At 59.4% G+C, this 25,750-nt stretch carries 21 protein-coding genes; 6 read left to right on the top strand and 15 right to left on the bottom strand.

Annotated features, from left to right (window positions below):
• Positions 1-19 precede the first annotated feature (19 nt).
• Positions 20-1,066, bottom strand: coding sequence for a phosphate ABC transporter substrate-binding protein PstS (gene pstS / locus ABS758_RS08740; RefSeq protein ID WP_350382208.1), 1,047 nt, complete (start codon positions 1,064-1,066; stop codon positions 20-22).
• A 120-nt stretch (positions 1,067-1,186) separates the two neighbouring features.
• Positions 1,187-3,256 (bottom strand): polyphosphate kinase 1, encoded by a 2,070-nt coding sequence (gene ppk1 / locus ABS758_RS08735; protein ID WP_350382209.1) that lies wholly within the window; start codon positions 3,254-3,256, stop codon positions 1,187-1,189.
• 70 nt (positions 3,257-3,326) lie between these two features.
• Here ppk1 and ABS758_RS08730 point away from each other — a divergent pair, with 70 nt between their 5' ends.
• Positions 3,327-4,814 carry a Ppx/GppA phosphatase family protein gene (locus ABS758_RS08730; protein WP_350382211.1) on the top strand — a complete coding sequence of 496 codons (1,488 nt, stop codon included), beginning with the start codon at positions 3,327-3,329 and terminating at the stop codon, positions 4,812-4,814.
• A gap of 20 nt (positions 4,815-4,834) precedes the next feature.
• Here the strand turns inward: ABS758_RS08730 and ABS758_RS08725 are convergent, their stop codons facing one another.
• From ABS758_RS08725 to ABS758_RS08705, 5 genes are all read right to left on the bottom strand, one after another.
• On the bottom strand, positions 4,835-5,584 hold the full coding sequence (locus tag ABS758_RS08725) for a GNAT family N-acetyltransferase (protein WP_350382213.1): 750 nt from the start codon (positions 5,582-5,584) through the stop codon (positions 4,835-4,837).
• Between the two features lie 110 nt (positions 5,585-5,694).
• The gene (glmM, locus tag ABS758_RS08720; RefSeq protein WP_350382214.1) at positions 5,695-7,035 is read right to left on the bottom strand and encodes a phosphoglucosamine mutase; all 1,341 of its coding nucleotides are present in this window, start codon (positions 7,033-7,035) and stop codon (positions 5,695-5,697) included.
• The gene (folP, locus tag ABS758_RS08715; RefSeq protein ID WP_350382216.1) at positions 7,032-7,874 is read right to left on the bottom strand and encodes a dihydropteroate synthase; all 843 of its coding nucleotides are present in this window, start codon (positions 7,872-7,874) and stop codon (positions 7,032-7,034) included. The genes glmM and folP overlap by 4 nt, the downstream gene beginning before the upstream one ends.
• 17 nt (positions 7,875-7,891) lie before the next feature.
• Complete coding sequence (gene ftsH / locus ABS758_RS08710; protein ID WP_350382217.1) at positions 7,892-9,796, bottom strand: ATP-dependent zinc metalloprotease FtsH; 1,905 nt, start codon at positions 9,794-9,796, stop codon at positions 7,892-7,894.
• A 133-nt stretch (positions 9,797-9,929) separates the two neighbouring features.
• On the bottom strand, positions 9,930-10,583 hold the full coding sequence (locus ABS758_RS08705) for an RlmE family RNA methyltransferase (protein ID WP_350382218.1): 654 nt from the start codon (positions 10,581-10,583) through the stop codon (positions 9,930-9,932).
• A gap of 17 nt (positions 10,584-10,600) precedes the next feature.
• On the opposite strand from ABS758_RS08705, the gene ABS758_RS08700 reads away from it, so the two are divergent.
• Positions 10,601-11,155, top strand: a complete 555-nt coding sequence (locus ABS758_RS08700) for a YhbY family RNA-binding protein (RefSeq protein WP_350382219.1) — start codon at positions 10,601-10,603, stop codon at positions 11,153-11,155.
• An 83-nt stretch (positions 11,156-11,238) separates the two neighbouring features.
• On the opposite strand, the gene greA is transcribed toward ABS758_RS08700, so the two are convergent.
• The 5 genes from greA to carA form a co-directional block, all read right to left on the bottom strand.
• Positions 11,239-11,715 (bottom strand): transcription elongation factor GreA, encoded by a 477-nt coding sequence (gene greA, locus ABS758_RS08695; protein ID WP_350382220.1) that lies wholly within the window; start codon positions 11,713-11,715, stop codon positions 11,239-11,241.
• A 331-nt stretch (positions 11,716-12,046) separates the two neighbouring features.
• Positions 12,047-13,366: a solute carrier family 23 protein gene (locus ABS758_RS08690; protein ID WP_350382222.1), complete on the bottom strand. Its 1,320-nt coding sequence runs from the start codon at positions 13,364-13,366 to the stop codon at positions 12,047-12,049.
• A 103-nt stretch (positions 13,367-13,469) separates the two neighbouring features.
• The gene (locus ABS758_RS08685) at positions 13,470-14,249 is read right to left on the bottom strand and encodes an SDR family oxidoreductase (RefSeq protein WP_350382224.1); all 780 of its coding nucleotides are present in this window, start codon (positions 14,247-14,249) and stop codon (positions 13,470-13,472) included.
• Entirely contained in the window at positions 14,249-17,488 is a 3,240-nt protein-coding gene (gene carB, locus ABS758_RS08680) for a carbamoyl-phosphate synthase large subunit (RefSeq protein WP_350382226.1), read from the bottom strand. Before carB ends, ABS758_RS08685 begins: the two co-directional genes overlap by 1 nt.
• 18 nt (positions 17,489-17,506) lie before the next feature.
• Positions 17,507-18,676, bottom strand: coding sequence for a glutamine-hydrolyzing carbamoyl-phosphate synthase small subunit (carA, locus tag ABS758_RS08675; RefSeq protein ID WP_417251599.1), 1,170 nt, complete (start codon positions 18,674-18,676; stop codon positions 17,507-17,509).
• Between the two features lie 212 nt (positions 18,677-18,888).
• Between carA and tal the strand changes: the two genes are divergently transcribed.
• The 4 genes from tal (at position 18,889) to ABS758_RS08655 (ending at position 22,950) form a co-directional block, all read left to right on the top strand.
• Positions 18,889-19,851 carry a transaldolase gene (tal, locus tag ABS758_RS08670; RefSeq protein WP_350382227.1) on the top strand — a complete coding sequence of 321 codons (963 nt, stop codon included), beginning with the start codon at positions 18,889-18,891 and terminating at the stop codon, positions 19,849-19,851.
• Between the two features lie 162 nt (positions 19,852-20,013).
• The gene (locus tag ABS758_RS08665) at positions 20,014-20,970 is read left to right on the top strand and encodes a tripartite tricarboxylate transporter substrate binding protein (protein WP_350382229.1); all 957 of its coding nucleotides are present in this window, start codon (positions 20,014-20,016) and stop codon (positions 20,968-20,970) included.
• A 3-nt stretch (positions 20,971-20,973) separates the two neighbouring features.
• On the top strand, positions 20,974-21,456 hold the full coding sequence (locus tag ABS758_RS08660; RefSeq protein WP_350382231.1) for a tripartite tricarboxylate transporter TctB family protein: 483 nt from the start codon (positions 20,974-20,976) through the stop codon (positions 21,454-21,456).
• Between the two features lie 3 nt (positions 21,457-21,459).
• The gene (locus ABS758_RS08655) at positions 21,460-22,950 is read left to right on the top strand and encodes a tripartite tricarboxylate transporter permease (RefSeq protein WP_350382233.1); all 1,491 of its coding nucleotides are present in this window, start codon (positions 21,460-21,462) and stop codon (positions 22,948-22,950) included.
• Positions 22,951-23,007: 57 nt separating this feature from the next.
• Here ABS758_RS08655 and ABS758_RS08650 read toward each other — a convergent pair whose 3' ends face one another.
• Genes ABS758_RS08650 through ABS758_RS08640 form a run of 3 tightly spaced genes read right to left on the bottom strand, consistent with a single transcriptional unit; the run spans position 23,008 to position 25,740 of the window.
• Positions 23,008-23,799, bottom strand: coding sequence for an ABC transporter permease (locus ABS758_RS08650; RefSeq protein WP_350382234.1), 792 nt, complete (start codon positions 23,797-23,799; stop codon positions 23,008-23,010).
• Positions 23,800-23,858: 59 nt separating this feature from the next.
• Positions 23,859-24,701, bottom strand: a complete 843-nt coding sequence (locus ABS758_RS08645) for an ABC transporter ATP-binding protein (RefSeq protein WP_350382236.1) — start codon at positions 24,699-24,701, stop codon at positions 23,859-23,861.
• The gene (locus ABS758_RS08640; RefSeq protein WP_350382238.1) at positions 24,694-25,740 is read right to left on the bottom strand and encodes a substrate-binding domain-containing protein; all 1,047 of its coding nucleotides are present in this window, start codon (positions 25,738-25,740) and stop codon (positions 24,694-24,696) included. Before ABS758_RS08640 ends, ABS758_RS08645 begins: the two co-directional genes overlap by 8 nt.
• Between the last annotated feature and the right edge of the window lie 10 nt (positions 25,741-25,750).

Genomic DNA, 25,750 nt, shown 5'->3' with positions numbered 1-25,750 from the left:
AACCAATACTACTTACTACTTATTTCCAGACAGCTGCGCCGTCCTTGCCATGAATGTCTTGCACCCACATGGCGCGAATCGACTTTGTAACCACATCCGGCAGGGGGACGTAATCGAGTTCGCGGGCCATGTCGGCACCTTCACGCCAGGCCCAGTCGAAGAAAGCCAGCACTTCGTGTGCCTGCTTTGGGTTTTCCTGTGTGCGGGCCATCAAAATGAACGTGGCTGCCGTGACAGGCCAGGAATCAGCACCCGGCTCGTTATTGAGGATCACACCCATACCCGGCGCAGAAGCCCAATCGGCATGCTCTGCCGCAGCGGCAAACGCTTTTTGCGAAGGCTGTACAAACTGACCGTCACGGTTTTGCAGCTGTGTCCAGGCCAAACCATTTTGATGCGCATAGGCGTACTCGACATACCCGATGGAGTTGCCGATCTGGCGCACATAGGCTGCAACACCTTCGTTACCCTTGCCACCCTGGCCAGTAGGCCATTTCACAGACTTGCCAACACCCACGGTGTTTTTCCAGCCTTCAGAGACTTGGGCGAGGTAGTGCGTCCAGCCAAAGGTTGTGCCCGAACCATCCGCACGGTGCACCACGACAATGCTGCTGGAAGGCAATTTCACATCCGGATTGAGCGAGGCAATCGCGGGATCGTCCCATTTCTTGATCTTGCCCAGGAAGATGTCTGCCACGATAGGGCCTGTCAGCTTGAGCTTACCCGGTTCGATCCCCTTGATATTGACCACCGGCACGGTACCCCCGACCACTGCCGGAAACTGAACCAGCTCGTGTTTTTTCAGGGCATCGGGTTTCATGGGATCGTCTGAAGCACCAAAATCAACCGTTTTGGCAATGATCTGCTGTTGCCCACCACCCGAGCCGATCGACTGGTAGTTGACTCGATTACCAGTGACTTCATGATATTTTGCAGCCCACTTGGCATAAATGGGATAAGGGAAGGATGCCCCTGCGCCTGTAATGTCAGCGGCCATGGCAGGTGAGCCCGCGGCAGCAGCCAGCAGGCAGCCTGTTGCACATTGAACCAGCAAACGTTTTAGCATGTAGAAGACCTTGTATCGTTAATTGAAGGTGACGCGTCTGCTTGTGCGTCAGAACAGCATCTTAAAGGCCTTGCATGACAGTTTGATGACAACAAAAGCCAGGACGCCACCTGCGAAGCACTACCCCAGCCGGGCCATCAAGTGCTGGTGCAAATTGACCGGCACCCGGCGGTTGCGCACACGCTGGTAGCGGCCGTCCGACTGTGCCGCCCAGGCCAGCTGGTTATCACGCCAGGCAAAGGTAAAGGCTTCGTCAATGACACGCCGCCGTAAGGTTTTGTCCAGCACCGGCACCGCCAGCTCGACGCGCCGCAAAAAATTGCGATCCATCCAGTCGGCTGACGATAAATACAGGGGTTCAGCGCCATCCTGATAAAAATAAAAGACTCGCGAGTGTTCGAGGAAGCGTCCGATGATGGAGCGCACCCGGATGTGTTCTGACAAACCGGGCACCCCAGCCTGCAAGGCACAGGCGCCACGCACAATCAGATCTATGCGCACCCCTGCCTGGCTGGCATCATAGAGGGCCTGAATGACGGTGGGCTCCAGCAGCGAATTCATCTTCGCACGAATCCGGGCACGCTTGCCTGCCTGGGCAAACGCCGTTTCGGAGTGGATCAGCTCGAGCACAGTATCGTGCAGCGTAAAGGGTGACTGCAACAGAAGCTTGAGTTCGCGTCGCGCCCCCAGCCCCGTCAGCAAGGAAAACACCTGATCCATGTCCTCGCAAATCGCCTGGTTGGCGGTCAACAGCCCAAAATCAGTGTACAGCTTGGCGGTTCGGGGATGATAGTTGCCTGTGCCCAGATGCCCATAGCGCCGGATCCGGCCTTCTTCTCGACGCAGCACCAACGCCATCTTGGCGTGCGTCTTGTGCCCCACCACCCCGTAGCTGACATGGGCGCCGACTTCTTCGAGGCGTGCAGCCCAGTTGATATTGGTTTGTTCATCAAAGCGGGCCATGAGCTCGACCACCACCGTAACTTCCTTGCCTGCCCGCGCAGCGGATAGCAGCAAGCTCATGAGCTCGGAGTCTTCGCCAGTGCGATAAATGGTTTGCTTGATGGCCACCACTTGGGGATCCACCGCCGCCGCACGCAGAAACATCAGCACCGGCTGAAACGATTGATAGGGGTGATGAAGGAGGTGATCGCGCTCGGCCAATGCCGCAAACATTGCCTCCGGGCGTTCAAGATCGCCATCAAAGGGAGCCGGGATGCGGGGCCTGAACACCGGGTATTCGAGATCCGGACGATTGGCCCGCGTGCACAACTGCATCAGGCGCGAGAGGTTGACAGGCCCATTGACGCGATACGTATCGGCGATGCCCAGGTTGAACTCTCTTTGCAGAAACAGTTCGAGATCCGGCGGCATCGCATGGGCAATTTCAAGACGCACAGAGGCACCAAAATTGCGCTGCGAGAGCTCGCCTTGCAGCGCCAAACGCAGGTTGGTGATTTCTTCTTCGTCGACGAAGAGGTCGCTGTTGCGCGTGACGCGCCACTGATAACAACCCTGAACGTCCATGCCCGGGAAAAGATCACCCACAAACGCATTGATCAATGTGGTGAGCAGCATGAAACCATCAGAAATCCCGGAGATTTCGGAGGGTACCTTGATCATGCGTGGCAACGCCCGTGGCGCCTGAACAATGGCGATATGCCCTTCGCGCCCAAACGCGTCCTCGCCGCTCAGGGAAACAATGAAGTTCAGGCTTTTGTTATAGACGCGCGGAAACGGATGGGCAGGATCCAGGCCAATAGGTGTCAGCAATGGCTGCACATCACGCAGGAAAACGCCATAGGCCCATTCGCGCTGCAGATCCGTCCAGCCGGTGGAATACACCAACCCCACCCCGCACTCCATCAACTTGGGCATCACCTCGCCGGTCAGCAGGCGGTTTTGGCGGTCGACCAGGGTATGGGCCGCCCGTTGCACACGATCGAAGGCTTCGGCGGGCGTGAGCCCATCGACACCGGTCAGTTCGGGCGTTTGCCGCTGCTGCTCTTTGAGGCTGGCCATCCGGATTTCGAAGAACTCATCCAGATTTGACCCCACGATACACAGATACCGCAGCCGCTCCAGTGGCGGTACGTCCAGGCGCTCTGCCATGGACAGTACGCGTTCGTTGAATTTGAGAACGGAAAGCTCACGATTGAGCAAAGGTGGCGGGGTCTGTGCGCCGTGCATGAGGGGGACTCCAAAGCCTGTCATGTGCAGACCACTATAATCGCACAGTGTGACATTCTCAGGTAAGGGCATGGACAACCTTCTGGCTTCCATCGACCTCGGTTCCAATACGTTTCGGCTCTCCATCGGGCGCATCGTGCGCCACGGGGATACGGTTCAGTTATATACCGAAGACCGACTGCGCGAACTCGTCGCCCTGGCCAACGGCATGGATGAGCACCAGCGCATCACGCCAGAGACCGCGGCACAGGCCATCGCCGCACTCAAGCGATTTGGCGAGCGGCTGCAGGGGTTTTCTCCCGCCAACGTCCGCGCAGTCGCCACCAACACGTTTCGCGTGGCACGCAATGCCGCCGAGATCCTGCCTGTCGCCGAACAGGCACTCGGATTTCCGATCGAGGTGATTTCCGGCCAGGAAGAAGCCCGCCTGATCTATCTCGGTGTCATCCAGGATCTCCCCCCGACAGAGCACCGCAGGCTGGTCATCGATATCGGCGGGGGCTCCACCGAATTCATTATCGGCAAAGGGCAAACCCCCTTGCAACTGGCCTCCCTGCAGTTGGGCTGCACCACCTGGACACGACGTTTTTTTGGCACTGGACGCATCACCCGCACACGCATGCAGCGCGCCATCGTGGCCGCCCGCAGTGTCCTCGAAGGCATCGCCCGGCCCTACCGCCTGATGGGCTGGGATGAAGCCTACGGCTCGTCGGGCACGGCCAAGGGCTTGCTGGCGGTTCTGCTTGAAAACGGCTTCAGCCAGCAGGGCATCACGCTGGCGGGCATGGAAAAACTAAGCCAGGCACTGATTCAGGCCGGTGAAGTCCGGCTTCAGGATTGGGCGGGCCTTAAGGCCGAGCGCGCACCCGTACTGGCCGGAGGCCTTGCGATCATGATCGCCGCCTTCCAGGAACTTGGCATCACACAGATGGATGCCGGCGACGGTGCCCTACGTGTGGGGGTACTGCACGATCTGCTGGGCCGTGATCTTCACCAGGACCAGCGCGATGCCACAGTCAAGCAAATGAGCCACCGCTATCAGGTGGATGGCAACCAGGCAGAGGCGGTTCGGCAAATGGCCCTGGCACTGTTCGACCAGCTGCAGCTGGATGACACACAGCCGCAGATCATCGAGCAGCGCAAGGCGCTGGGCTGGACTGCACAACTGCATGAGATCGGCCTGGCCATTGCCCGTAACGACTACCACAAGCACGGTGCGTATATTTTGCAGCACGCAGACATGCCGGGCTTTTCGCACGACGACCAACAACAATTGGCCTTTTTGGCCCTGGGCCAGCATGGCCGGTTGGCCAAGGTGCGCCACTTCGAGCCCACGCGCATTCAATGGCTAACCCTGTTCTGTCTGCGCCTGGCTGTCCTGGTATTGCGCCGCCGCGAACCTCTCGAAACCCTGCCCTTCAAGATGCAGGCGCTGAATCAGGCCTTGCACCTGAGGGTTGATGACGGCTGGCTGGACGCCCATCCGCTGAGCGGTTTCTTGCTAAAGGGCGAAATCGAAGTCTGGCGCAAAGCTGGATTTACGCTGGACGTGGTGTAAATACCGGGCAGACACCAAAACTAGCACAAGCCAAAATGGCGCCGATAGCGGGTATCCAGCCATCGCACATCCAGCAGAATCGGAAAATCCGCGGTACTGAAATCGGGATCCCAGGCTGGTGCGCCGCAAATGGTGGCGCCTACCTTTAGATATCCCTTGATAAGGGGCGGAACGCGGGCCAGTTGGGTCTGGCGCAGGGCTTTCAGGGGATAAGGATGCAAAGGCTTGATCTGTGGCACATCCGGCCGGCGCGCCATCAAAGACTGTGCCTGGCGCCAGACCTCGGAGGCAACCACACCATCGTCGCGCACACTGACACTGGCACAGCCCAGCATATAGCGGTAGCCCCCCCGCACCATCACCTGCGCCAGCGCCGTCCATAACAGCATGATGGCTGTTCCGTGGCGGTACTCGGCATCAATGCACGAACGCCCGACTTCGACCAGAAGCGAGCGCTCGGCCTGCAAGGGTGCCAGGTTGAATTCTGACTCAGAGTAATAACGGCCTGCCTGCCTGGCCGCTTCGGGGGTTAGCAGACGATATGTGCCCACCACCCGATTACTGCGAGTATCGCGCACCATAAAGTGAATGCACCAGGGATCAAACTCGTCGACATCGCGGTCGCCTACCGCCTGAGGAAAATGCACACCCAAATCTTCAGTAAACACCCGAAACCGCAAACGTTGCAAATCGTGTAATTGTTCGGGTGTGCGCGCAATGCTGAGCGATAGCCCCGCAGCCTCAACGCCTGGCCAGTTGATATGCTGCATGGGCACTGGAGGCGGCAAGCCGTATGGCCTGGCTACGTGGCCGGGCAAGGGCGCGCAATCGGGCGGGACCGACTGCCGTAAAACCAAAAGTGCGTTATGGGCCATAACAATCAGCTGAGTTTGACAGCCACCAACTGACGCACGCCTTCTTCAGCCAGCGCAGGGTCGTCGGCTTCTACCATCAAACGTAATTTGGGCTCGGTGCCCGAGGCTCGAATTAAAACGCGGCCGTGTTCTCCCAAAGACTGCTGAACTGCAGCGGATGCCGCCTGCAAACCCGCATGGGTTTTCCAGTTGACGCCCGGTGCAAGGGGAACATTGACCATTTTTTGCGCATACAGCGTGAGATCAGCGACCAGCGCAGACAAGGTGCTTGCCGCTCGTTGCATGGCCGCCAATACCTGCAGCGCAGCCACAATGCCATCTCCCGTGGTGTGCAGATCCAGGCACAATAAATGCCCGGAACTCTCGCCACCATACAGCCATCCGTGCTCGCGCAGGCGCTCAAGGACATAGCGGTCGCCCACTTGTGCGCGCTCGAAGGGGATGCCAAGTTCTTTAAGGCGACGCTCGAGGCCAAAGTTGGTCATGAGTGTACCCACAACACCGTCGATGGGACGAATTTTAGCCCGATCGCACACAATGGCATAGAGCAGCTCGTCGCCATTAAACAAGCGCCCGGTATTGTCAACCATCTGCAGCCGGTCGGCATCACCATCCAGCGCAATACCGAGATCCGCCCCCTGGGCGGCGACAGCCGCTGCCAGGGTTTCCGGATGTGTGGCGCCCACGTTTTCGTTGATATTGAAGCCATCGGGCTCGCAACCAATGACGTTGACATCAGCCCCAAGCTCGCGAAACACATGGGGCGCAATGTGATAAGCCGCGCCGTTGGCAGCATCTACCACAATTTTCAGCCCTTGAAGATCCAGCTCGTTGGGATAGGTGCTTTTGCAAAATTCGATATAACGCCCGGCAGCGTCGTTGATGCGCCGGGCACGCCCCAAACCGGCAGAATCTGCACAACCTACGGGCTGCTCGAGCATGGCTTCGATTTCCGCTTCAGTTTCATCAGGCAGCTTGGCACCCGAAGATGAAAAAAACTTGATGCCGTTATCATAATGCGGGTTGTGTGACGCACTGATGACAATACCCGCCGCCAGACGCCAGGCACGCGTGAGATAGGCCACTGCCGGCGTGGGGATTGGCCCGGCCAGCAGGACATCCACGCCCGCAGCCGACAGGCCGGCTTCGAGGGCAGACTCAAGCATATAGCCGGAAATCCGGGTGTCCTTGCCAATTACCACGGTGGGTCGGCCCGTGGTCTGCACTTCACGCGCCAGCACACGGCCCGCTGCGTATCCCAGACGCAGGGCAAACTCGGCATTGATGCGCTCGCCCCCGACAACGCCCCGGACACCGTCCGTACCGAAATATTTGCGTGCATTCATGCACGAGCTCCTTGTTCTATCGCTGCCCAAACCCGCAAGGCACCAACCGTATCGGCCACGTCATGGACGCGCAGGATATGCGCACCCCGGGCGGCCGCCGCCAACGCTGCCGCAATGCTGCCCCCCAGACGCTCGGGCGCCGGCCGGCCGGTAATTGCGCCAATCATGGACTTGCGTGACACGCCGATGAGACTGGGATATTGCTGCCCCATCACCTGCGGCAATTGATTCAGCAAGGCGTAATTGTGCGCCACGGTCTTGCCAAAGCCAAACCCAGGATCGAGCACGATCCGGTTGGCGTCTACCCCTGCCGCCAGCAGGCGCCGAGCGCCTGCCTGAAGATAATCGTGAACCTCGCGCACAACATCCGCATACACGGGATCGTGCTGCATGGTGCGAGGCTGGCCCTGCATATGCATCAGACACAGCGCAGATTGGGCATCCCGCACCGCCTGCACCGCCGCATCGCTGGCAAAACCCGCAATATCGTTGATCATGTCAGCAGCACCTGATGCAATGGCCGCACGCATCACCTCGGGCTTGCAGGTATCCACCGACAGCGGCACACCGCAGTCGCGCAGGCCCTCGAGTACCGGCAGCACGCGCTGCAGTTCATCGGGCACAGACACTGCTTGTGCGCCAGGGCGTGTGGATTCTCCACCAATATCCAGAATATCCGCCCCCTCTTGCACCAGCTTGAGCCCGTAGGCGATGGCCTGGTCTGTTTTGAAGTGGGCGTTGCCATCCGAGAAGGAATCCGGGGTGACATTGACGATCCCCATGACCAGCGGGCGTTTCAGCGCCAGCTGAAAACGCCCGCATTGCAGCGTTGCATGCATACGAGAGCCGCCTGAAATTAGACTGGTGTGGCTGCCGGGCCCTTATCCGGATTGGCAGCTGGTTGGCCGGCCGAAGGCGGCGTATGCGGCGTATCGTTACCGGATGACGGGGGATGAGGTGCCCGCGGAGGTCTGCCTTCCATAATGTCGTTGATCTGCTCGGCGTCGATGGTTTCCCACTCGAGCAAGGCCTTGGCCATGGCGTGCATTTTGTCCTGGTTGGACTCGATCAGATTGCGGGCCACCTGGTATTGCTCGTCGATGATGCTGCGGATCTCGGCATCCACCTTTTGCATGGTGGATTCTGAGACGTGCGTGGTTTTGGTGACACTACGACCCAGGAAGACTTCGCCTTCGTTTTCGGCATAAACCACTGGCCCGAGGGAGTCGGTCATGCCATAACGGGTAACAATATCGCGCGCAATGGCCGTGGCGCGTTCGAAGTCGTTGGACGCGCCGGTAGTCATTTGGTTCATGAAGACTTCTTCGGCAATACGCCCACCAAACAACACCGCAATAGTATTGAGAAGGCGTCCTTTATCCATGCTGTAGCGGTCGCCTTCGGGCAACTGCATGGTGACGCCCAGGGCACGTCCGCGCGGAATAATAGTGACTTTATGCACCGGGTCTGTCTTGGGCAGCATGCGTGCCACCAAGGCGTGACCAGACTCGTGGTAAGCCGTATTGCGGCGTTCTTCTTCGGGCATGATCATCGAGCGGCGTTCTGCCCCCATGATGATCTTGTCTTTGGCTTTTTCAAGATCCTGCATGTCTACGGTACGGCCATTGCGCCGCGCAGCAAACAAAGCTGCCTCGTTGATCAGGTTTGCCAGATCGGCCCCCGAGAACCCGGGCGTGCCACGTGCCAGCACATTGGCATCAACATCTTGAGCAATGGGCACCTTGCGCATGTGCACCTTGAGGATTTGCTCGCGCCCACGGATATCCGGCAGCGAGACCACCACCTGGCGGTCGAAGCGGCCAGGACGCAGCAAGGCTGGATCCAGGACGTCAGGCCGGTTGGTGGCTGCAACCACCAGAACTCCCTGGCCAGTTTCAAAGCCATCCATCTCGACCAGCAACTGGTTGAGGGTTTGCTCGCGCTCGTCGTTGCCGCCGCCCAGGCCTGCGCCCCGCTGACGACCCACGGCATCGATTTCATCAATGAAAATGATGCAAGGAGACTGCTTTTTGGCATTTTCGAACATGTCGCGCACACGGGCAGCACCCACGCCGACAAACATTTCGACGAAATCGGATCCCGAGATGCTGAAAAACGGCACCTTGGCCTCGCCGGCAATGGCCTTGGCCAGCAACGTTTTACCGGTACCCGGGGGGCCAACCATCAGCACGCCGCGCGGAATGCGGCCACCCAGGCGCTGAAACTTGGTGGGATCACGGAGGAAGTCGACGAGCTCTTGCACGTCTTCTTTGGCTTCGTCACACCCGGCAACATCGGCAAACGTGATGTTGTTGTTGTTTTCATCGAGCATGCGCGCACGGGACTTGCCAAAGCTGAAAGCCCCCCCCTTGCCGCCACCCTGCATCTGCCTCATGAAGAAAATCCATACCCCGATAAGCAACAGCATGGGGAACCAGGAGATGAACAGGCTGGTAAGCAAGGAAGGCTCTTCGCGGGCCTTGCCCGACACTTGCACGCCAGCCTTGACCAGCTCGGGTACCATCCAGAGATCGCCAGGAGACGTCAGGCTATAGGCGCGCCCGGACTCGGGTGTGACATACAGGGTATCGCCCTGGATATCCACCTTGTTGATACGACCGGCACGGGCGTCGTTCATGAATTGCGTGTAGGTGACTGCATCACTGCTGGTGGCTGGGCGTCCGTCAAATTGTTTGAACACCGTAAAGAGCACCAGCGCAATCACCAGCCAAACCGCAATCTTGGAAAACGAGTTGTTCAAAACAGATCTCCTGGGTTTTGCTGCTGCCAGCCTGCCGATGGGCCTTACGCCCGATTACAACAAGCTGACAAATCCGTCAATGGTTCATTCTACCTGAATCCGCAAGCCGCCCCATAACCCGCACGGGCAGATATCAGGCCAAATCGTTACGTTTGGCCTTCAGCCCACGTCCAACCAGGAAGGTTTCCGAGGATTCATCGCGAGAAGCCTTGGGCTTGCGCTCGACAACCCGGACAAAGTGCTGCTTGAATGCCTGCACGATCTGGGAAAACCCGCTGCCGTGAAACGCCTTGACGATCAGGGCGCCATCCGACTTCAGGTGCTGGCTGGAAAACTCAAGGGCAAGCTCGCATACATGCGCAATCCGCGCAGAATCTGCAGAGGCCACTCCAGACAAGTTGGGGGCCATATCGGAAATTACAAGGTCGACCGCCTGCCCGTTCAGGCGCTCGTGCAGATCCTGCAAAATGGCGTCCTCACGAAAATCACCCAGCAGAAACTCGACCCCTGCAATGGGCTCCATGGGCAGGAGATCCAGCGCCAGAATGCGGCCATCGATCTCGCCCGCACCTGATAACAGGCGCTCTCTGACCACCTGCGACCAACTGCCTGGCGTGGCCCCGAGATCGACCACCACATCACCGCGACGCAACAGCTTTTCTGACTCGAGAATCTCAAGTAATTTGAAGGCAGCCCGCGCCCGATACCCTTTTTGTTGCGCCATTTTGACGTATGGGTCGTTAATATGACGCTGTACCCAGGCTTTGGAGAATTTTTTCTTGGCCATTCCCGTACAATTCCAGTATGCCGAAACTTGAACTAAGCTCTCAGCAGCGCCGCGATTTGCGAGCCGCTGCTCACCCCCTGCACCCGATCGTCCTGATTGGCGACAAGGGCCTTACCGATGCGGTGCTGGCCGAGATCGACCACAGCCTGACCGCCCACGAACTCATCAAGGTTCGCATTGCGGGCGCCGAGCGCCCCGAGCGCGAAACCATGCTGGATACCATCTGCGAAACGCTGTCCTGTGCTGCCGTGCATCATTTGGGCAAGACGCTGATTATCTACCGCCCAGACCTTCTGGCGCAACAGGCTGCCATCGACGCGCAAAACCGTACCCGCGCCGTGCGTAAAAAATCTGCTCCTTACGTCCCCAAAAAGCAGGCCGCCACAGCCCCAGAGTCCGCCTCACCCAAGGCCCGGCGGGCGGCAACAGCCACCGAGCCCGCACGTAAGGGCCGCAAACCGGCAGGCGGGCGCCAAGGGTTGGCGACAGCGCCACATGGCATCCCCAGACGCAGCAGCGGCAGTGCGCTGTCCCTGCGTGCAGGGGCCCGACGTAGCCGTAATCCGCGTTAAGCCGTCTTTGTGTGCTGAAAAAAACCGGGCGGGTCTGGCAGACCCGCCCGGTTTTTTATGCCTGGGGCCGCCAGGCAACAAACTTATTGATAGCTGACGGAGCAGACTTCGTATTCGCGCACACCCGCCGGCGCACGGACCTCAACCACATCGCCCTGCCTTTTACCAATGAGGGCGCGCGCCACAGGGCTGGAGACGGAAATCCGGTTGGCCTTGATATCAGCTTCGAGATCGCCCACGATCTGGTAGGTGAGACGTTGGCCGGATTCGAGGTCTTCGATCTCGACCGTGGCACCAAATACCGCCTGCCCCTCGACATCGAGATCGGCCGGGTTGATGATCTGGGCGTTGGACAGGGTGCCTTCGAGCTCTTGAATACGGCCTTCCACGAAGCCCTGGCGCTCGCGCGCGGCATCGTACTCGGCGTTTTCAGAAAGATCTCCCTGGGCCCTCGCTTCGGCGATGGCATTGATGACTTCAGGGCGTTCAACCGTTTTCAATCGTTGCAGTTCTGCTTGCAAGCGCTCGGCCCCGCGAGCTGTCAAAGGAATCGCAGCCATAATTATCCTGACTCAAAAAAAGTAAAAGACGCTCCGTGCGCTGGAGCGCCTGACTACTAGAAAAATCCAAAATCGGGCGATGCCCGAAACCATAACCCAGATGCCCGAAGCGTGTTATCAGGTTGGGTTACAACATGTGGGCGCTGTGATCCATACACCCATGAGGGTAGTGAGTGGCCACCAAACAAAGGGTACCTGCCTCGGGGGATCACGCGGCGCGCCCGTGAAAAACCCCGGCCGAAACCGGGGTGCTGGGGCTATTGTGGCCAATCCGCCCGGAAAAAGCAAGCCTTGTGACCAAGCCACAGGCCGGAAAGGCCCGCAAGCGATATCAGGACGCTTTTTTACAGCCTCGCAGCAAGGCATACAGGATGATGGCACCAAAGGTTGCAGTACCAATGCCATCCAGCTTGAAGCCACCCAGCTCGATGGAAAAGTTGCCTGCCCCAAGTACCAGCGTCACGGCGGCCACGATCAGATTGCGGTTATCGGTGAAATCCACCTGATTCACCACCCAGATGCGAGCCCCCGCAATGGCAATCAGGCCAAAGACCACCACGGCCATGCCACCCAGAACAGGGGCGGGAATCGCCTGGATCACGGCACCAAACTTGGGCGAAAAGCCCAGCAGCAGTGCCACCAGGGCCGCCACCAAAAACACCAGGGTTGAATAAATTTTAGTGACGGTCATCACGCCGATGTTCTCGGCATAGGTTGTGACCCCTGTGCCGCCCACCGCACCGGAAATCATGGTGGCCACGCCGTCTCCAAGAAACGCCCGGCCCAGGTAGCGGTCGAGATTCTGGCCCGTCATGGCGCTGACCGCCTTGATGTGGCCCAGGTTTTCCGCCACCAGAATGATGGCAACCGGGGCGATAACGCTGATGGCATGCCCTTCAAACACCGGCGCGGTAAATTTGGGCAAACCCAGCCACGGTGCCGCCACAATGGCGGAGAAATCGATGGGGGTGCCCAGACCAAACCCGTTGGTCAGCACGCCATACAACACACACGCCAAAAACAGGCCCACCAGGATCAACAGGCGCTGCACCAGCCCACGGGTGTACACCGCGACCCCGCCCACGCATAAGATCGTCAGCATCGCCATCGAGGCATCAAACAAAGAACCGCCCATGGCACCTTTGGCTGCCAATGGTGCCAGGTTCAGGCCAATAACGGCCACCACTGCGCCTGTCACCACAGGTGGCATCCAGCGGTCGATCCAGTCGGCGGCACCGCCCTGACGGGCATTGATCCACATGGTGAGCAAGCCAATGCAGGCATAGATCAGGCCACAGATGATGATGGCCCCCAGGGCCACCCCGATATTGAGGTTTGGCCCGCTGCCCGAATATCCGGTGATGGCCACCACCCCGCCGATAAAGGCAAAGCTTGAGCCCAGATAACTGGGCACCCGCCCACCCACAAACAGAAAAAATATCAGGGTACCCACACCTGACATCAGAATCGCCAGGTTGGGATCAAAACCCATGATCAGGGGTGCCAGGATTGTGGAACCAAACATGGCCACCACATGCTGGGCACCCATGGCCACCGTTTGTGGCAAGGGCATGGTTTCATCGGGCTGCACAACGGCACCGTCTGCTGTGCCCGATACGCGCCGCCAGCGGGGAAAATAGGATGTTGTCATGGATGCGCGGCGCGGAGCCGTCCAGGAAAGGGAGGGAAGGAATTAAAAATTTGTCGCAAGTGTAAGGCGGGATGTATCTGCCCGGCAATATCCGCCGCACACATCAACGCGGGCCGGAAGGCATCCTGGGCTTGCGTTTACGGCGCGCCGCCACAGCATCAAAGACAGCGCCAGGCACCAGCGGCAGCAAGCGGCCTGCCCAGGCCATCTGCCAGGGAAGCACCCGGTATCGATCACGTGCCTCAATCGCCCGCATGGCCTGTTGGGCAAAACGCTCCACAGGCATCAGAAACGGCATCCGGTACGGATTGTGGGCCGTCATGGGTGTAGCAATGAACCCGGGCGCAATCGTCACTACCTGAACACCTGAACCATACAGCTCGACTCTCAGGCTTTCGCAATAGGCACGCACTGCTGCCTTGGACGCGCTATAGGCGCCAGCCCCCGGCAGCCCGCGCACACCCGCCACACTGCCGATCCCCACCAACACCCCCTGGCGCCGGGCACGCATCGAGGCGAGAAAAGGTTCGAATGTAGCCACCATGGCCAGCAAGTTGGTGTCGATGATGGCCTGAAACACCGCAAAGTCCTCGGGCTCATCCGTGAGTGTGCCGGCACTGATGCCGGCACAGGCAAGTACGCAGTCGACCGGGCCGCCCTGGAGAAAATCAAGGGCTGCGGTGCGCAGGGCATCGCGATCCCGGACATCCACAACATAAGACTGATGCCCCCGCCCTGGCAGACCGGCCAGCACCTGCTGCAAGGCTTCCTGGCGACGCCCCACCAGTCCGAGCATTGCGCCCTGAGACGCATACTGCCGTGCCAGCGCAGCCCCGATGCCACTGCTGGCACCGGTGATAAAGACGCGCTGGCGGGTAGTCATCAGGCGGGCGAGGCTGCGTGCATGGCCTGCAGGCTATAGACTTTCAGGCCTTCTCCCTGTCGCAGGTATTGCATGCCTTCGACGGCTGCCCGCGCACCCGCAATGGTGGTGAAGAACGTGACCCGGTTGGCCAGCGACTGCGTACGGATGGTGCGCGAATCAGCAATGGCGTTACGGCGTTCTTCGACCGTGTTGATCACCATGGCGAGTTCGCCATTTTTGATCATGTCGACCACGTTGGGGCGCCCCTCAGTGACCTTATTGACGATTTCTACCGTGAGGCCGGCGGCTTCGATGACAGCGGCTGTTCCGCGTGTAGCCACCAGCTGGTAGCCCATCGAGGCCAGGCCACGGGCCACTTCGACGGCACGGGATTTGTCCTGGTCGCGCACACTAATGAAGACCCGGCCAGACTCTGGCAGCCAGACCCCGGCTGCAATCTGGGATTTGACGAAAGCCTCGCCAAAGGTTTCGCCTACGCCCATGACTTCGCCGGTGGATTTCATCTCGGGGCCCAAAATAGTGTCGACACCCGGAAACTTGACGAAGGGGAACACAGCCTCTTTGACGCAATAGTGCACTGGCGCCGGCACACTGCTGACGCCTTGAGCCGCCAAGGTGCGGCCCGCCATGATCCGGGCGGCAATCTTGGCCAACTGGCGCCCAGTAGCCTTGGAGACATAAGGCACCGTACGCGAGGCGCGAGGATTGACCTCAAGCACGTACACATCGCCATCCTGGATGGCAAACTGGACGTTCATCAGGCCTTTGACGTTGAGTGCGCGTGCCATCAAGGCCGTTTGACGCTTGATTTCTTCGACGGTTTCATCGGACAGCGAATACGGCGGCAAACTGCAGGCGGAGTCGCCCGAGTGCACGCCCGCTTGCTCGATGTGTTCCATGACGCCGCCAATAATCACCTGCTCGCCATCGGCCAGGCAATCGACATCCACCTCGGTGGCGTTATTGAGGAAGTGGTCGAGCAACACGGGCGAGTCATTGCTGACTTTGACAGCCTCGCGCATGTAGCGCTCGAGATCCTGAGGTTCGTGCACGATTTCCATGGCACGCCCACCCAGCACATAGCTGGGGCGCACCACCAGGGGATAGCCGATTTCGCCAGCCAGAGAAAGCGCCTCGCTTTCAGTGCGTGCAGTGCGGTTGGCCGGCTGACGCAGGCCCAGTTTTGTAAGCAGCTTCTGGAAGCGCTCGCGGTCTTCGGCGATGTCGATGGAGTCGGGGCTGGTGCCAATGATAGGCACGCCATTGGCTTCGAGGGCACGCGCCAGCTTAAGCGGCGTCTGACCACCATACTGCACAATCACGCCCACCGGATTTTCTTTGTAGACAATCTCCAGCACGTCTTCGAGCGTCAGGGGTTCGAAGTACAGGCGGTCGGAGGTGTCGTAATCGGTGGACACGGTTTCGGGGTTGCAATTGACCATAATGGTCTCAAAGCCATCCTCGCGCAGTGCCAGCGCCGCATGCACGCAGCAGTAATCGAATTCGATCCCCTGGCCAATGCGGTTGGGCCCGCCACCCAGCACCACGATTTTCTTGCGATCGGTGGGTGCGGATTCGTCTTCTTCCTCGTAGGTGGAATACATGTACGCCGTGGTGGTGGCAAATTCGGCGGCGCAGGTATCTACCCGCTTGTACACCGGACGTACATTCATTTGATGGCGCAGCTTGCGTACTTCGGCTTCAGTGGTGTCCAACAAAAATGCCAGACGGCGATCAGAGAAGCCACGGCGTTTGAGCTCGCGCATGGTGTCATCATCGAGCTCGGAAACCGTGCGCTGTTCGAGGGCAAGCTCGATATCGACGATTTCCTTGATCTGCGCGAGAAACCAGGGATCGATCTTTGTCAGCTGATGCACTTCATCAAGCGAGAAGCCCTGGGCAAAGGCATCACCCACATACCAGATGCGCTCTGGGCCAGGTTCGCCGAGTTCGATTTGCAGACGCTCGCGATCGGTGGTTTTTTGGTTCAGGCCGTCGACGCCGACTTCAAGCCCACGCAAGGCTTTCTGGAAGGATTCCTGGAAGGTGCGGCCAATGGCCATGACTTCGCCCACCGCTTTCATTTGGGTGGTCAGCCGGGAATCGGCCTGGGGGAATTTCTCGAAGGCAAAGCGCGGCACCTTGACGACAACGTAGTCGAGGGTGGGTTCGAAGGACGCTGGCGTGGCGCCGCCGGTGATTTCGTTGCTGAGCTCGTCGAGCGTATAACCCACCGCCAGGCGGGCTGCCACCTTGGCAATGGGAAACCCCGTAGCCTTGGAAGCCAGCGCTGAAGATCGCGACACCCGGGGATTCATTTCGATGACGATCATGCGCCCATTGGCCGGGTTAATAGCAAACTGAACGTTGGACCCTCCGGTTTCAACCCCGACCTCGCGCAACACGGCCAGCGAAGCGTTACGCATCAACTGGTATTCTTTGTCGGTGAGCGTCTGCGCCGGCGCGACGGTGATGGAGTCACCCGTATGCACGCCCATGGGATCCAGGTTTTCGATGGCGCACACAATAATGCAGTTATCGGCGCGATCGCGCACGACTTCCATCTCAAACTCTTTCCAGCCCAGCAGGGATTCCTCGATGAGGAGTTCGTGGGTAGGCGAGGCTTCAAGGCCTCGACGGCAGATGATTTCAAATTCTTCGGCATTGTAGGCAATGCCCCCGCCTGTACCACCCAGGGTAAAGCTGGGCCGGATCACGGTGGGGAAACCGGAAGTGCCCACCTCGGCAGCGATCTGTTTTTGCACGACCCAGGCTTCGTCCATGGTGTGCGCAATACCTGATTTTGCAGAATCCAGCCCAATGGATGTCATGGCATCCTTGAACTTGAGTCGGTCTTCGGCTTTCTCGATGGCCGCTGCATTGGCGCCGATAAGCTCGACACCATGCTTGGCCAGCACGCCGTGGCGGTCGAGATCGAGCGCGCAGTTAAGCGCCGTTTGCCCGCCCATGGTGGGCAGCACCGCATCGGGCTTTTCGATCTCGATGATTTTCTCGAGCGCCTGCCAGGTAATGGGTTCGATGTAGGTGACGTCGGCCGTTTCCGGGTCGGTCATGATGGTGGCAGGATTGCTATTGACCAAAATGGTGCGAAAGCCATCTGCCTTAAGTGCCTTGCAGGCCTGGGCCCCGGAATAATCGAATTCGCAGGCCTGGCCGATGATGATCGGGCCTGCCCCGATGATGAGAATGCTTTTAATGTCTGAACGCTTGGGCATGAGGAGGCTGGGAGTCAGTTATTTGGACGACTGCGCTTTGTATTGCGCCATGAGGTCGATGAATTTGTCGAACAGCACGAGAATGTCGTGCGGGCCCGGGCTGGCCTCGGGGTGGCCCTGAAAGCAGAACACCGGCTTGTCGGTAAGCTCGAAGCCCTGCAAGGTGCCATCAAACAGCGACACATGCGTGACGCGGGCGTTATCGGGCAGGCTGTCGCCATCCACGGTAAAGCCGTGATTCTGGCTGGTGATGAACACCCGTCTGGTAGCGAGGTCTTGCACTGGGTGATTGGCGCCATGGTGGCCGGTTTTCATCTTGACGGTACGGCCGCCAAGGGTGATTCCCAGCACCTGTTGGCCCAGGCAAATGCCAAACAGGGGGGTTCCACGCTCGAGCACGGCCCGGCAGGTATCCACTGCATACTGACAGGCAGCGGGGTCTCCAGGACCGTTGGACAAAAACACGCCATCGGGGTTTTGGGCCAGGATCTCGGCCACTGGCGTGGTGGCCGGCACCAGCGTAATATCGCAGCCACGATCAGCCAGCAGACGCAAAATATTGGTTTTGATGCCGTAGTCGTAGGCGACCACGCGGTATTGCGTGTTCTCCTGGCGGCGAAACCCGCGACCCAGCTGCCAGGTGCCCTGCATCCAGGCACCGGATTTTTCGGTGGTAACTTTCAGGGCCAGATCCTGGCCTTCCATACCGCCAAAACCACGAGCAAACTCAACGGCACGGGCAACGTCATCGCCCACCAGAATGCAGGCGCCCTGAGCGCCCCGCTCGCGCAGGATACGGGTAAGCTTGCGGGTATCTATCCCCGAGATGGCCACCACGCCCTGTGCTTTCAGGTAATCCGGCAAAGACTGGGTAGCCCTGAAGTTGGACACCCGGGCCGGGCAATCACGCACCACCAGGCCGGCGGCGTGAATCTTGCTGGATTCGACGTCTTCGGCATTGACGCCGGTATTGCCAATATGGGGGTACGTGAGCGTGACAATCTGACCACTGTAGCTGGGGTCGGTGAGGATTTCCTGATAGCCTGTCATGGCCGTGTTGAACACGATCTCGGCCACGGTGTAACCGTCGGCGCCAATAGAGACGCCTCGAAATACGGTACCGTCAGCCAAGGCAAGAATTGCTGGAACAAGCCCTGCGGGCCCCTCTGGAAAGATTGACGGCAGCAAAATGGTACCCCGGTTGTAAAGTCGATATATAAACCTTCCTATTATACAGTTCTCCCAGGTGTCTCTTGCCGGACCGCCCGCTTATTTCCTCCATCGGGGCATCTCCTCCCAGGCGGGCACTGCCAGGGGATCGGTCATCCTTCCCATGGCTATTTGCAACAAATCGTCTAAAGTAGGTGTTTTTGACCGTTTCACCTGAGGTGTTTGTTTTCATGACTCACCAACTCGATGCCCTGCGTGCGCTCACTACCGTCGTGGCGGATACTGGCGATTTTGAAACCATGCGGGCCTACCAGCCCACGGATGCCACCACCAACCCCTCGCTGATTCTCAAGGCGGTGCAGCAAGACAGCTACCGGCACTTGCTTGAGCAAGTGCTGCAAGACCATCCTTCCGCCTCTCCCAGCGAACAAACCGACCGCCTGCTGGTGGCGTTTGGCCGCGAAATCCTGGCCATTGTGCCCGGACGGGTATCCACAGAAGTGGATGCACGCCTGTCGTTTGATACACAAGCCAGCATCGAGCGCGCCCGCCAGATCATCGGGCTCTACGAAGCCGCCGGCATCCCCCGCGAACGCGTGCTGATCAAACTGGCCTCCACCTGGGAAGGCATCCAGGCGGCGCGTGCCTTGCAGGCCGACGGTATCCAGTGCAACCTCACCCTGCTGTTTTCGCTGACGCAAGCCATCGCATGCGCGCAAGCCAAGGTCACACTGATCTCGCCGTTTGTAGGGCGCATCTACGATTGGCACAAAAAAACAGCCGGCGCCCAATGGGACGAAGCAGCGCAATCTGGTGCACAAGACCCCGGCGTGCAGTCTGTCAAGCGCATCTACCGCTACTTCAAAGCCTACGACATCCCTACCCAGATCATGGGCGCCAGCTTCCGCAATATCGGGCAGATCCAGGCTTTGGCAGGCTGCGATCTGCTTACCATCAGCCCCGCCCTGCTGGGCGAGCTGGCCGGCAACACCCAGCCATTGCCCGCAGCCTTGTCGATAGACGACGCCAAGCAAAATGCCCCCGAGTGGCTGGCCAGCAACGAAGTTACGTTTCGCACGCAACTCAACCAGGATGCCATGGCCACTGAAAAACTGGCCGAAGGGATCCGGATCTTTACCGCCGACGCGATCAAACTGGACAACCTGCTGGTCTCAGCGGCTGCGACACTTTAAGCGGTTAGCAAGCGGCCCCTGGCTTGGGGCCGCTACGCCACCAACACCGATAACTAGGTATATCCCCGATGCATTTTCGGCCGGGGCCCAATATCCTAAAGCAGCATCACATCCTTCGCCGTCCGGATCATTTCCTCTCGTGTACCACCCCAGGAGACATCAATGACTTTCATACGAAAATTCTGCGCAGCCACAGCAGCAATGGCATTGCCGCTGTCCATGGCCATGGCCGCCCCGGCAGTCGTCATGGCACCCGGCGGCGCAGGCGGTGGCTACGACGCAGCAGCACGTGTACCGCTACAAGTCATGCAGGAAACCGGCATTTTTACGGATGGCTCTCAGGTAACCAACAAAGGCGGCGCGGGCGGCACCATTGGCCTGGCTGAGTTCGTACGCACTGCCAAGGGCAATGACAACGGCATCATGTCCCTGGGCTCGATCATCGTCGGCGCCATTATTCTCAACAAATCCCCGGTCACGCTCGACAATGTCACGCCACTGGTCCGCCTGACCGACGACGCCGGCGCGGTCGCCGTGCCAGTCAACTCACCCTTCAAGACGATCCAGGACGTTACCAAGGCCCTGGCCGCCAATCCTGGCGCCACCCCGATCGGCGGTGGCTCCATTGGCGGGGTCGACCACGTCACGGCGGCACTGCTGGCCCAGACGATCCCCCTGGATCCCAAGAAGCTCAATTACGTGGCCTACGACGGCGGTGCTGAAATGATCACTGCACTGGCCGGCGGCCAACTCAAAGTGGCCATTTCCGGCTTGTCCGAACTCGGGCCTTATGCCGAACAAGGCCGCTTGCGCCTGATTGCCGTCACCTCAGAAAAACGTCTGCCCAACCTCGATGTCCCCACACTCAAGGAACAAGGCCTGGACGTGGTTATCGGCAACTGGCGCGGTATTGTGGGCGCACCAGGCATGTCCGACAACGGCCGGCAAATGTGGCTGGATCGTTTCGCCAAGATGCATGCCACCCCCGAGTGGAAAAAAGCACTGACCGACCACAACTGGACAGACGCCTACCTGGCTGGCAACGACTTCTCCGCTTTCCTCGACCAGGAAAAAGTCCGTCAGCAGAAAGTCCTGGAATCCGTCGGCCTGATCAAGTAGCCCATGGCACCCAAGACTTCGCGTCCCTGGTGGCTGGGGCTGGTCATCATTGCCATCGGCCTGTTGTGGTTCTTCCAGGGGCGCAGTCTGCCGCAATTGGGCGGCTATGCTGCGCTGGGCCCGGGTTTTTTCGTTACCGTCATCGGTGGCCTGCTGGTGGTCTTTGGCATTGTCCTGCTTATCCAGATTGCCCGCGGAGAAACCTTTAAACCCCAAGACTCCGAAGACGCCGAAGCCGACGCCAAAGCCTCCTGGCCTGCCTTGCTTTGGGCGGCAGGTGGCGCAGCCACCCCCTTGCTCACCATGCAACCACTGGGGTTCCCCCTCACGGCCATGATCAGCTTTGCCCTGGTAACCCGCGCCTTTGGCTCGCGCCGCATCCTGATGGACGCAGCCATCGGTCTGGTGCTTGGCCTCCTTTGCTGGTATGGCTTTTCTTCACTGGGCGTCAGCCTGGGCAACGCGTTCCCCTTTCTGGGCACCTGACACATGGACTCATTTTCTGCCTTGATGTCGGGTTTCAGCATTGCGCTGGAACCTGTCAACCTGCTCTGGGCATTGCTGGGTTCAATGCTCGGCACAGCCATGGGCGTACTGCCTGGCATCGGCCCGGCGCTTACCATTGCCCTGCTGCTACCAGTTACGGTACAGATCTCGCCCACCGCCGCCTTCATCATTTTTGCGGGTGTCCTGTACGGTGCCATGTACGGCGGCTCCACCACCTCCATTCTGCTGAACACCCCCGGAGAAAGCGGGTCCATGATGACCGCCCTCGAAGGCAACAAAATGGCCAAATCCGGCCGGGGTGCGGCCGCACTGGCCACTGCAGCCATTGGGTCCTTCGTTGCCGGCACCTTGGCCACGCTGGGCATTACTTTTTTCGCCCCCCTCGTGGCCGAACTGGCCTTCGTCTTTACCGCAGCCGATTACTTCGCGCTTATGGTGCTGTCATTGATGTCAGTATCGGTGGTGCTTGGCGCATCCCGTGTGCGCGGCCTGATCGCCCTGCTGCTTGGGTTGGCATTGGGCGTGGTCGGCATCGACGCCCAGACAGGCCAGGCGCGCCTCACTTTTGGCGTTTTTGCACTCCTTGATGGCATCGAGCTCACTGTCGTCCTGGTATCGCTCTTTGCGGTTGGCGAGGTCATGTATGTTGCCAGCCGCTACCGCAGCATGCCGCCACAGATCAATCCCTTGTCCGGCAAGGCCTGGATGACCAAAGAGGATTGGCAACGATCCTGGAAACCCTGGCTGCGCGGCACCTTATTTGGCTTTCCCATCGGGGCGCTGCCTACCGGTGGCACCGAGGTACCGACGTTTCTGTCCTACATGACAGAACGCAAGTTATGCAAAAAGCCAAATGAATTCGGCCACGGCGCCATCGAAGGTGTCGCGGGCCCCGAGGCCGCCAACAACGCAGCGGCCGCCGGCATTTTGGTTCCATTGCTTACACTGGGCCTGCCCACCTCGGCCACAGCCGCTGTACTGCTGGCCGCTTTCCAAAGCTATGGGCTGCAGCCAGGGCCTTTTTTGTTCACCAACAGCCACGACCTGGTCTGGACCATCATCGCGTCGCTGTATATCGGCAACGTCATGCTGCTGGTGCTCAACCTGCCTCTGGTCGGCATCTGGGTGCGTCTGCTGCTCATCCCGCGCCCTTATCTGTACGCCGGCATCCTGGTCTTTACCATGGTTGGCGTCTGGGGCCTGTCAACATCCTGGGTGGATCTGCTCATCATGTTTGTGATCGGGGTCACGGGGTATGTCATGCGGGTTTACGATTTCCCGATTGCCCCCCTGCTGATCGGCCTGATCCTGGGGCCGATGGCAGAAACCCAGCTGCGCCGAGCCCTGGCCATCAACAATGGGGACCCCTCTGTGTTTGTCACAAATCCCTTGTCCCTGACCTTTCTGATCCTGGCGATACTGGTGCTGCTGATGCCCATCCTGCTGCGCAAGATCAAGACGGCTGCGGGTTGATTGCAACAGGCTCAACACCTGTCTGATGCGCCAGAGAACCTCTGGCGCCTCTTGGGATCAGGCCTGGCCCGTTGTTGTCCCGGGTTCGGGTTGCCACACCAGCAGCCGGCGCTCGGCCAGCGATACCGCCCCATCCAGCAGCAGGGCAAAAATCGTCAGCACCACGATACCGGCAAACACCGTGTTGACATCCAGCGTGCCTTCAGCCTGCAAGATCAGGTAGCCCACCCCCGCGGCAGAGCCCAGGTATTCGCCCACCACCGCACCGACAAACGCCAGGCCTACCGAAGTGTGCAGGCTGGAGAACACCCAGCTGGTCGCTGAAGGAATATACACATGACGCAAGAGCTGGCGCTGGTTGGCCCCCAGCATGCGAGCGTTATCCAGCAGCGTGGGTGATACCTCGCGCACGCCGCGATACACATTGAAAAACACAATGAAAAACACCAAGGTAACAGCCAGGGCCACCTTGGACCAAATACCCAGGCCAAACCACATGCCAAAGATCGGGGCCAGAATCACGCGCGGCATGGAATTGGCCGCCGTGACATAGGGCTCGAGCAAGGCGCTGGCGCTACGCGACAAACCCAGCCACAGGCCAAAGGCGAGGCCACCCACCGTGCCGATAAAAAAGGCCAGCACAGTTTCCGAGAGCGTAATCCACAGATGCCGATAGACGCTGGCATCCGTCACAAACCAGGCCCAGATCACCTGTGCGACTTCGAGGGGCCGGCCAAAAAAGAAGGCAATATCCTTGTTTTGGGCGGCAAAGTGCCAGATCAGCAAAATGGTTACCAGCAAGGCCACCTGAAAGGTGCGCAGCACAGGCCGGGAGAGTTCGGATTTCATGGTGGAGACTCCTCGGTTTCAGGCCCGACAGACACATTGGCCAGGCTGGAAAATAAACATCAGGCCTGTTTCTGACGCTGATAGCCCTTAAGAACTTCATCACGCAAGACCGCCCAGATCCCTCGGTGCAGCTCGATAAAGCGGGGATGCATCCGAACCTCGGCCACATCACGCGGACGCGGGATGTCAATGACAAATTCGCCGATCGGGTGGGTATCGGGCCCTGCCGAGAGCACCACGACACGGTCGCTCATGGCAATGGCTTCGTCGAGGTCGTGGGTGATGAACAGCACCGCCTTGCGGCGCGCCATCCAGAGATCCAGGACTTCGTTTTCCATCAGCTGACGCGTCTGGATATCGAGCGCAGAGAAAGGCTCATCCATGAGGATGAGATCGGGATCGCGAATCAGGGTTTGCGCCAACATGGCACGCTTGCGCATCCCGCCCGACATCTGGTGAGGGTAGCGGTCTTCGAAGCCGCCCAACCCTACGCGCCGCAGCCAATCTTGCCCACGGGATTTGGCTTCTGCAGCGGAGACACCCGCGAACTCGAGCCCGGCCGTGACATTGCCCAGGGCATTACGCCAGGGCATCAGCGCCTCGCCCTGGAACATATACCCGGCACGATGATTGACGCCTTGCAGGGCTTGCCCAAACACGGTTACCCGGCCGCCCGAGGGCTGTAGCAAACCAGCTGCCATATTGAGCAGCGTAGATTTGCCGCAGCCAGTAGGGCCCACCACGGAAACGAACTCGCCCGCCGCCACCGAGACGGTGGCGGCGCGCATAGCCGTGTAAGACCCACCCTTGGCGTCGGTAAAGGTGCAGGTGACGGAATCCAGCAACAATGCGGGCGATTCGCCCGCACGGACATCAGCAGAATGTGTTGCAGAATCAACCATGCGGATACTTCTGGCCAGCCTTGATTGCAAACTGGTTGGTCCAGACGCGCGAGATGTCTATCTTGGTGCGATCAAAGTGCGGCACGAACTCGGCTAGCGCATTGAGCGCGGTTTGCGGACCGTCTTCGGGCACCAAGCCGTCGGGGGACAGCGCTTCGCGGTTGCCCTTGAGTGCCAGCTTGTAGAGATCGGGGTCGCCCAGCAGATAGGACTTGGGCACCAGCTTGACGATGTCGTCCGGGGTGGCCGCCTGAATCCATTTGTCGGCCCGCACCATGGCATTGGCCAGGGCCTGGGTGGTATTGGGATTGGCATCGATGAATGCCTGCGAGGCGTACAGGCAGCCGGCAGGCATGTTGCCGCCGAAGATCTTGTGAGCATCCTGCAAGGTGCGGGTGTCGGCAATGATCTGGAGGGCGTCTTCTTTGACCAGGGTACTGATCACGGGATCAAGGTTGGCGATGGCGTCAATTTGGCCTGACCTTAGGGCAGTAACCGCACCGGCGCCTGCGCCCACCCCGATATAGGCAACATCCGAGGGTTTGAGACCGTGCTGGGCCAAAAAGAAACTGGCCATCATGTTGGTAGACGAGCCCGGTGCCGTCACCCCAATTTTTTTGCCTTTGAGATCAGCCGGTGTTTTGTAATCGGGCATGGTCTTTTTGGAGACCCCAAGGACAATCATCGGCGCACGACCTTGCAGGGCAAAGCAGCGATAGAACTGCCCCTTGGCCTGCAGGTTGATGGTGTGCTCGAAGGCTCCGGAGACCACATCGGCGCTACCCCCCACCACGGCCTGCAAGGCCTTTGAACCCCCGGCAAAATCGGCAATCGTGGTATCCAGGCCTTCGTCCTTGAAGTAGCCATTGAGATGCGCAACCGACAGCGGCAGGTAATAGATCAGGGCCTGGCCACCCACGGCAATCGTCAGTGAAGGTTTTTCGGGTGTGTCGATCTGGGCCCTGGCAAGACCAGGCAAACCACCCAGCACACCCGCTGCAGCAGCGGTTTTTAGAAGGTCACGACGAGAAATGGCCATGGTGTGTCTC

Source organism: Castellaniella sp. FW104-7C03 (assembly GCF_040276085.1).
GTDB lineage: Bacteria > Pseudomonadota > Gammaproteobacteria > Burkholderiales > Burkholderiaceae_B > Castellaniella.
This window is presented reverse-complemented; position numbering and strand designations above follow the sequence as displayed.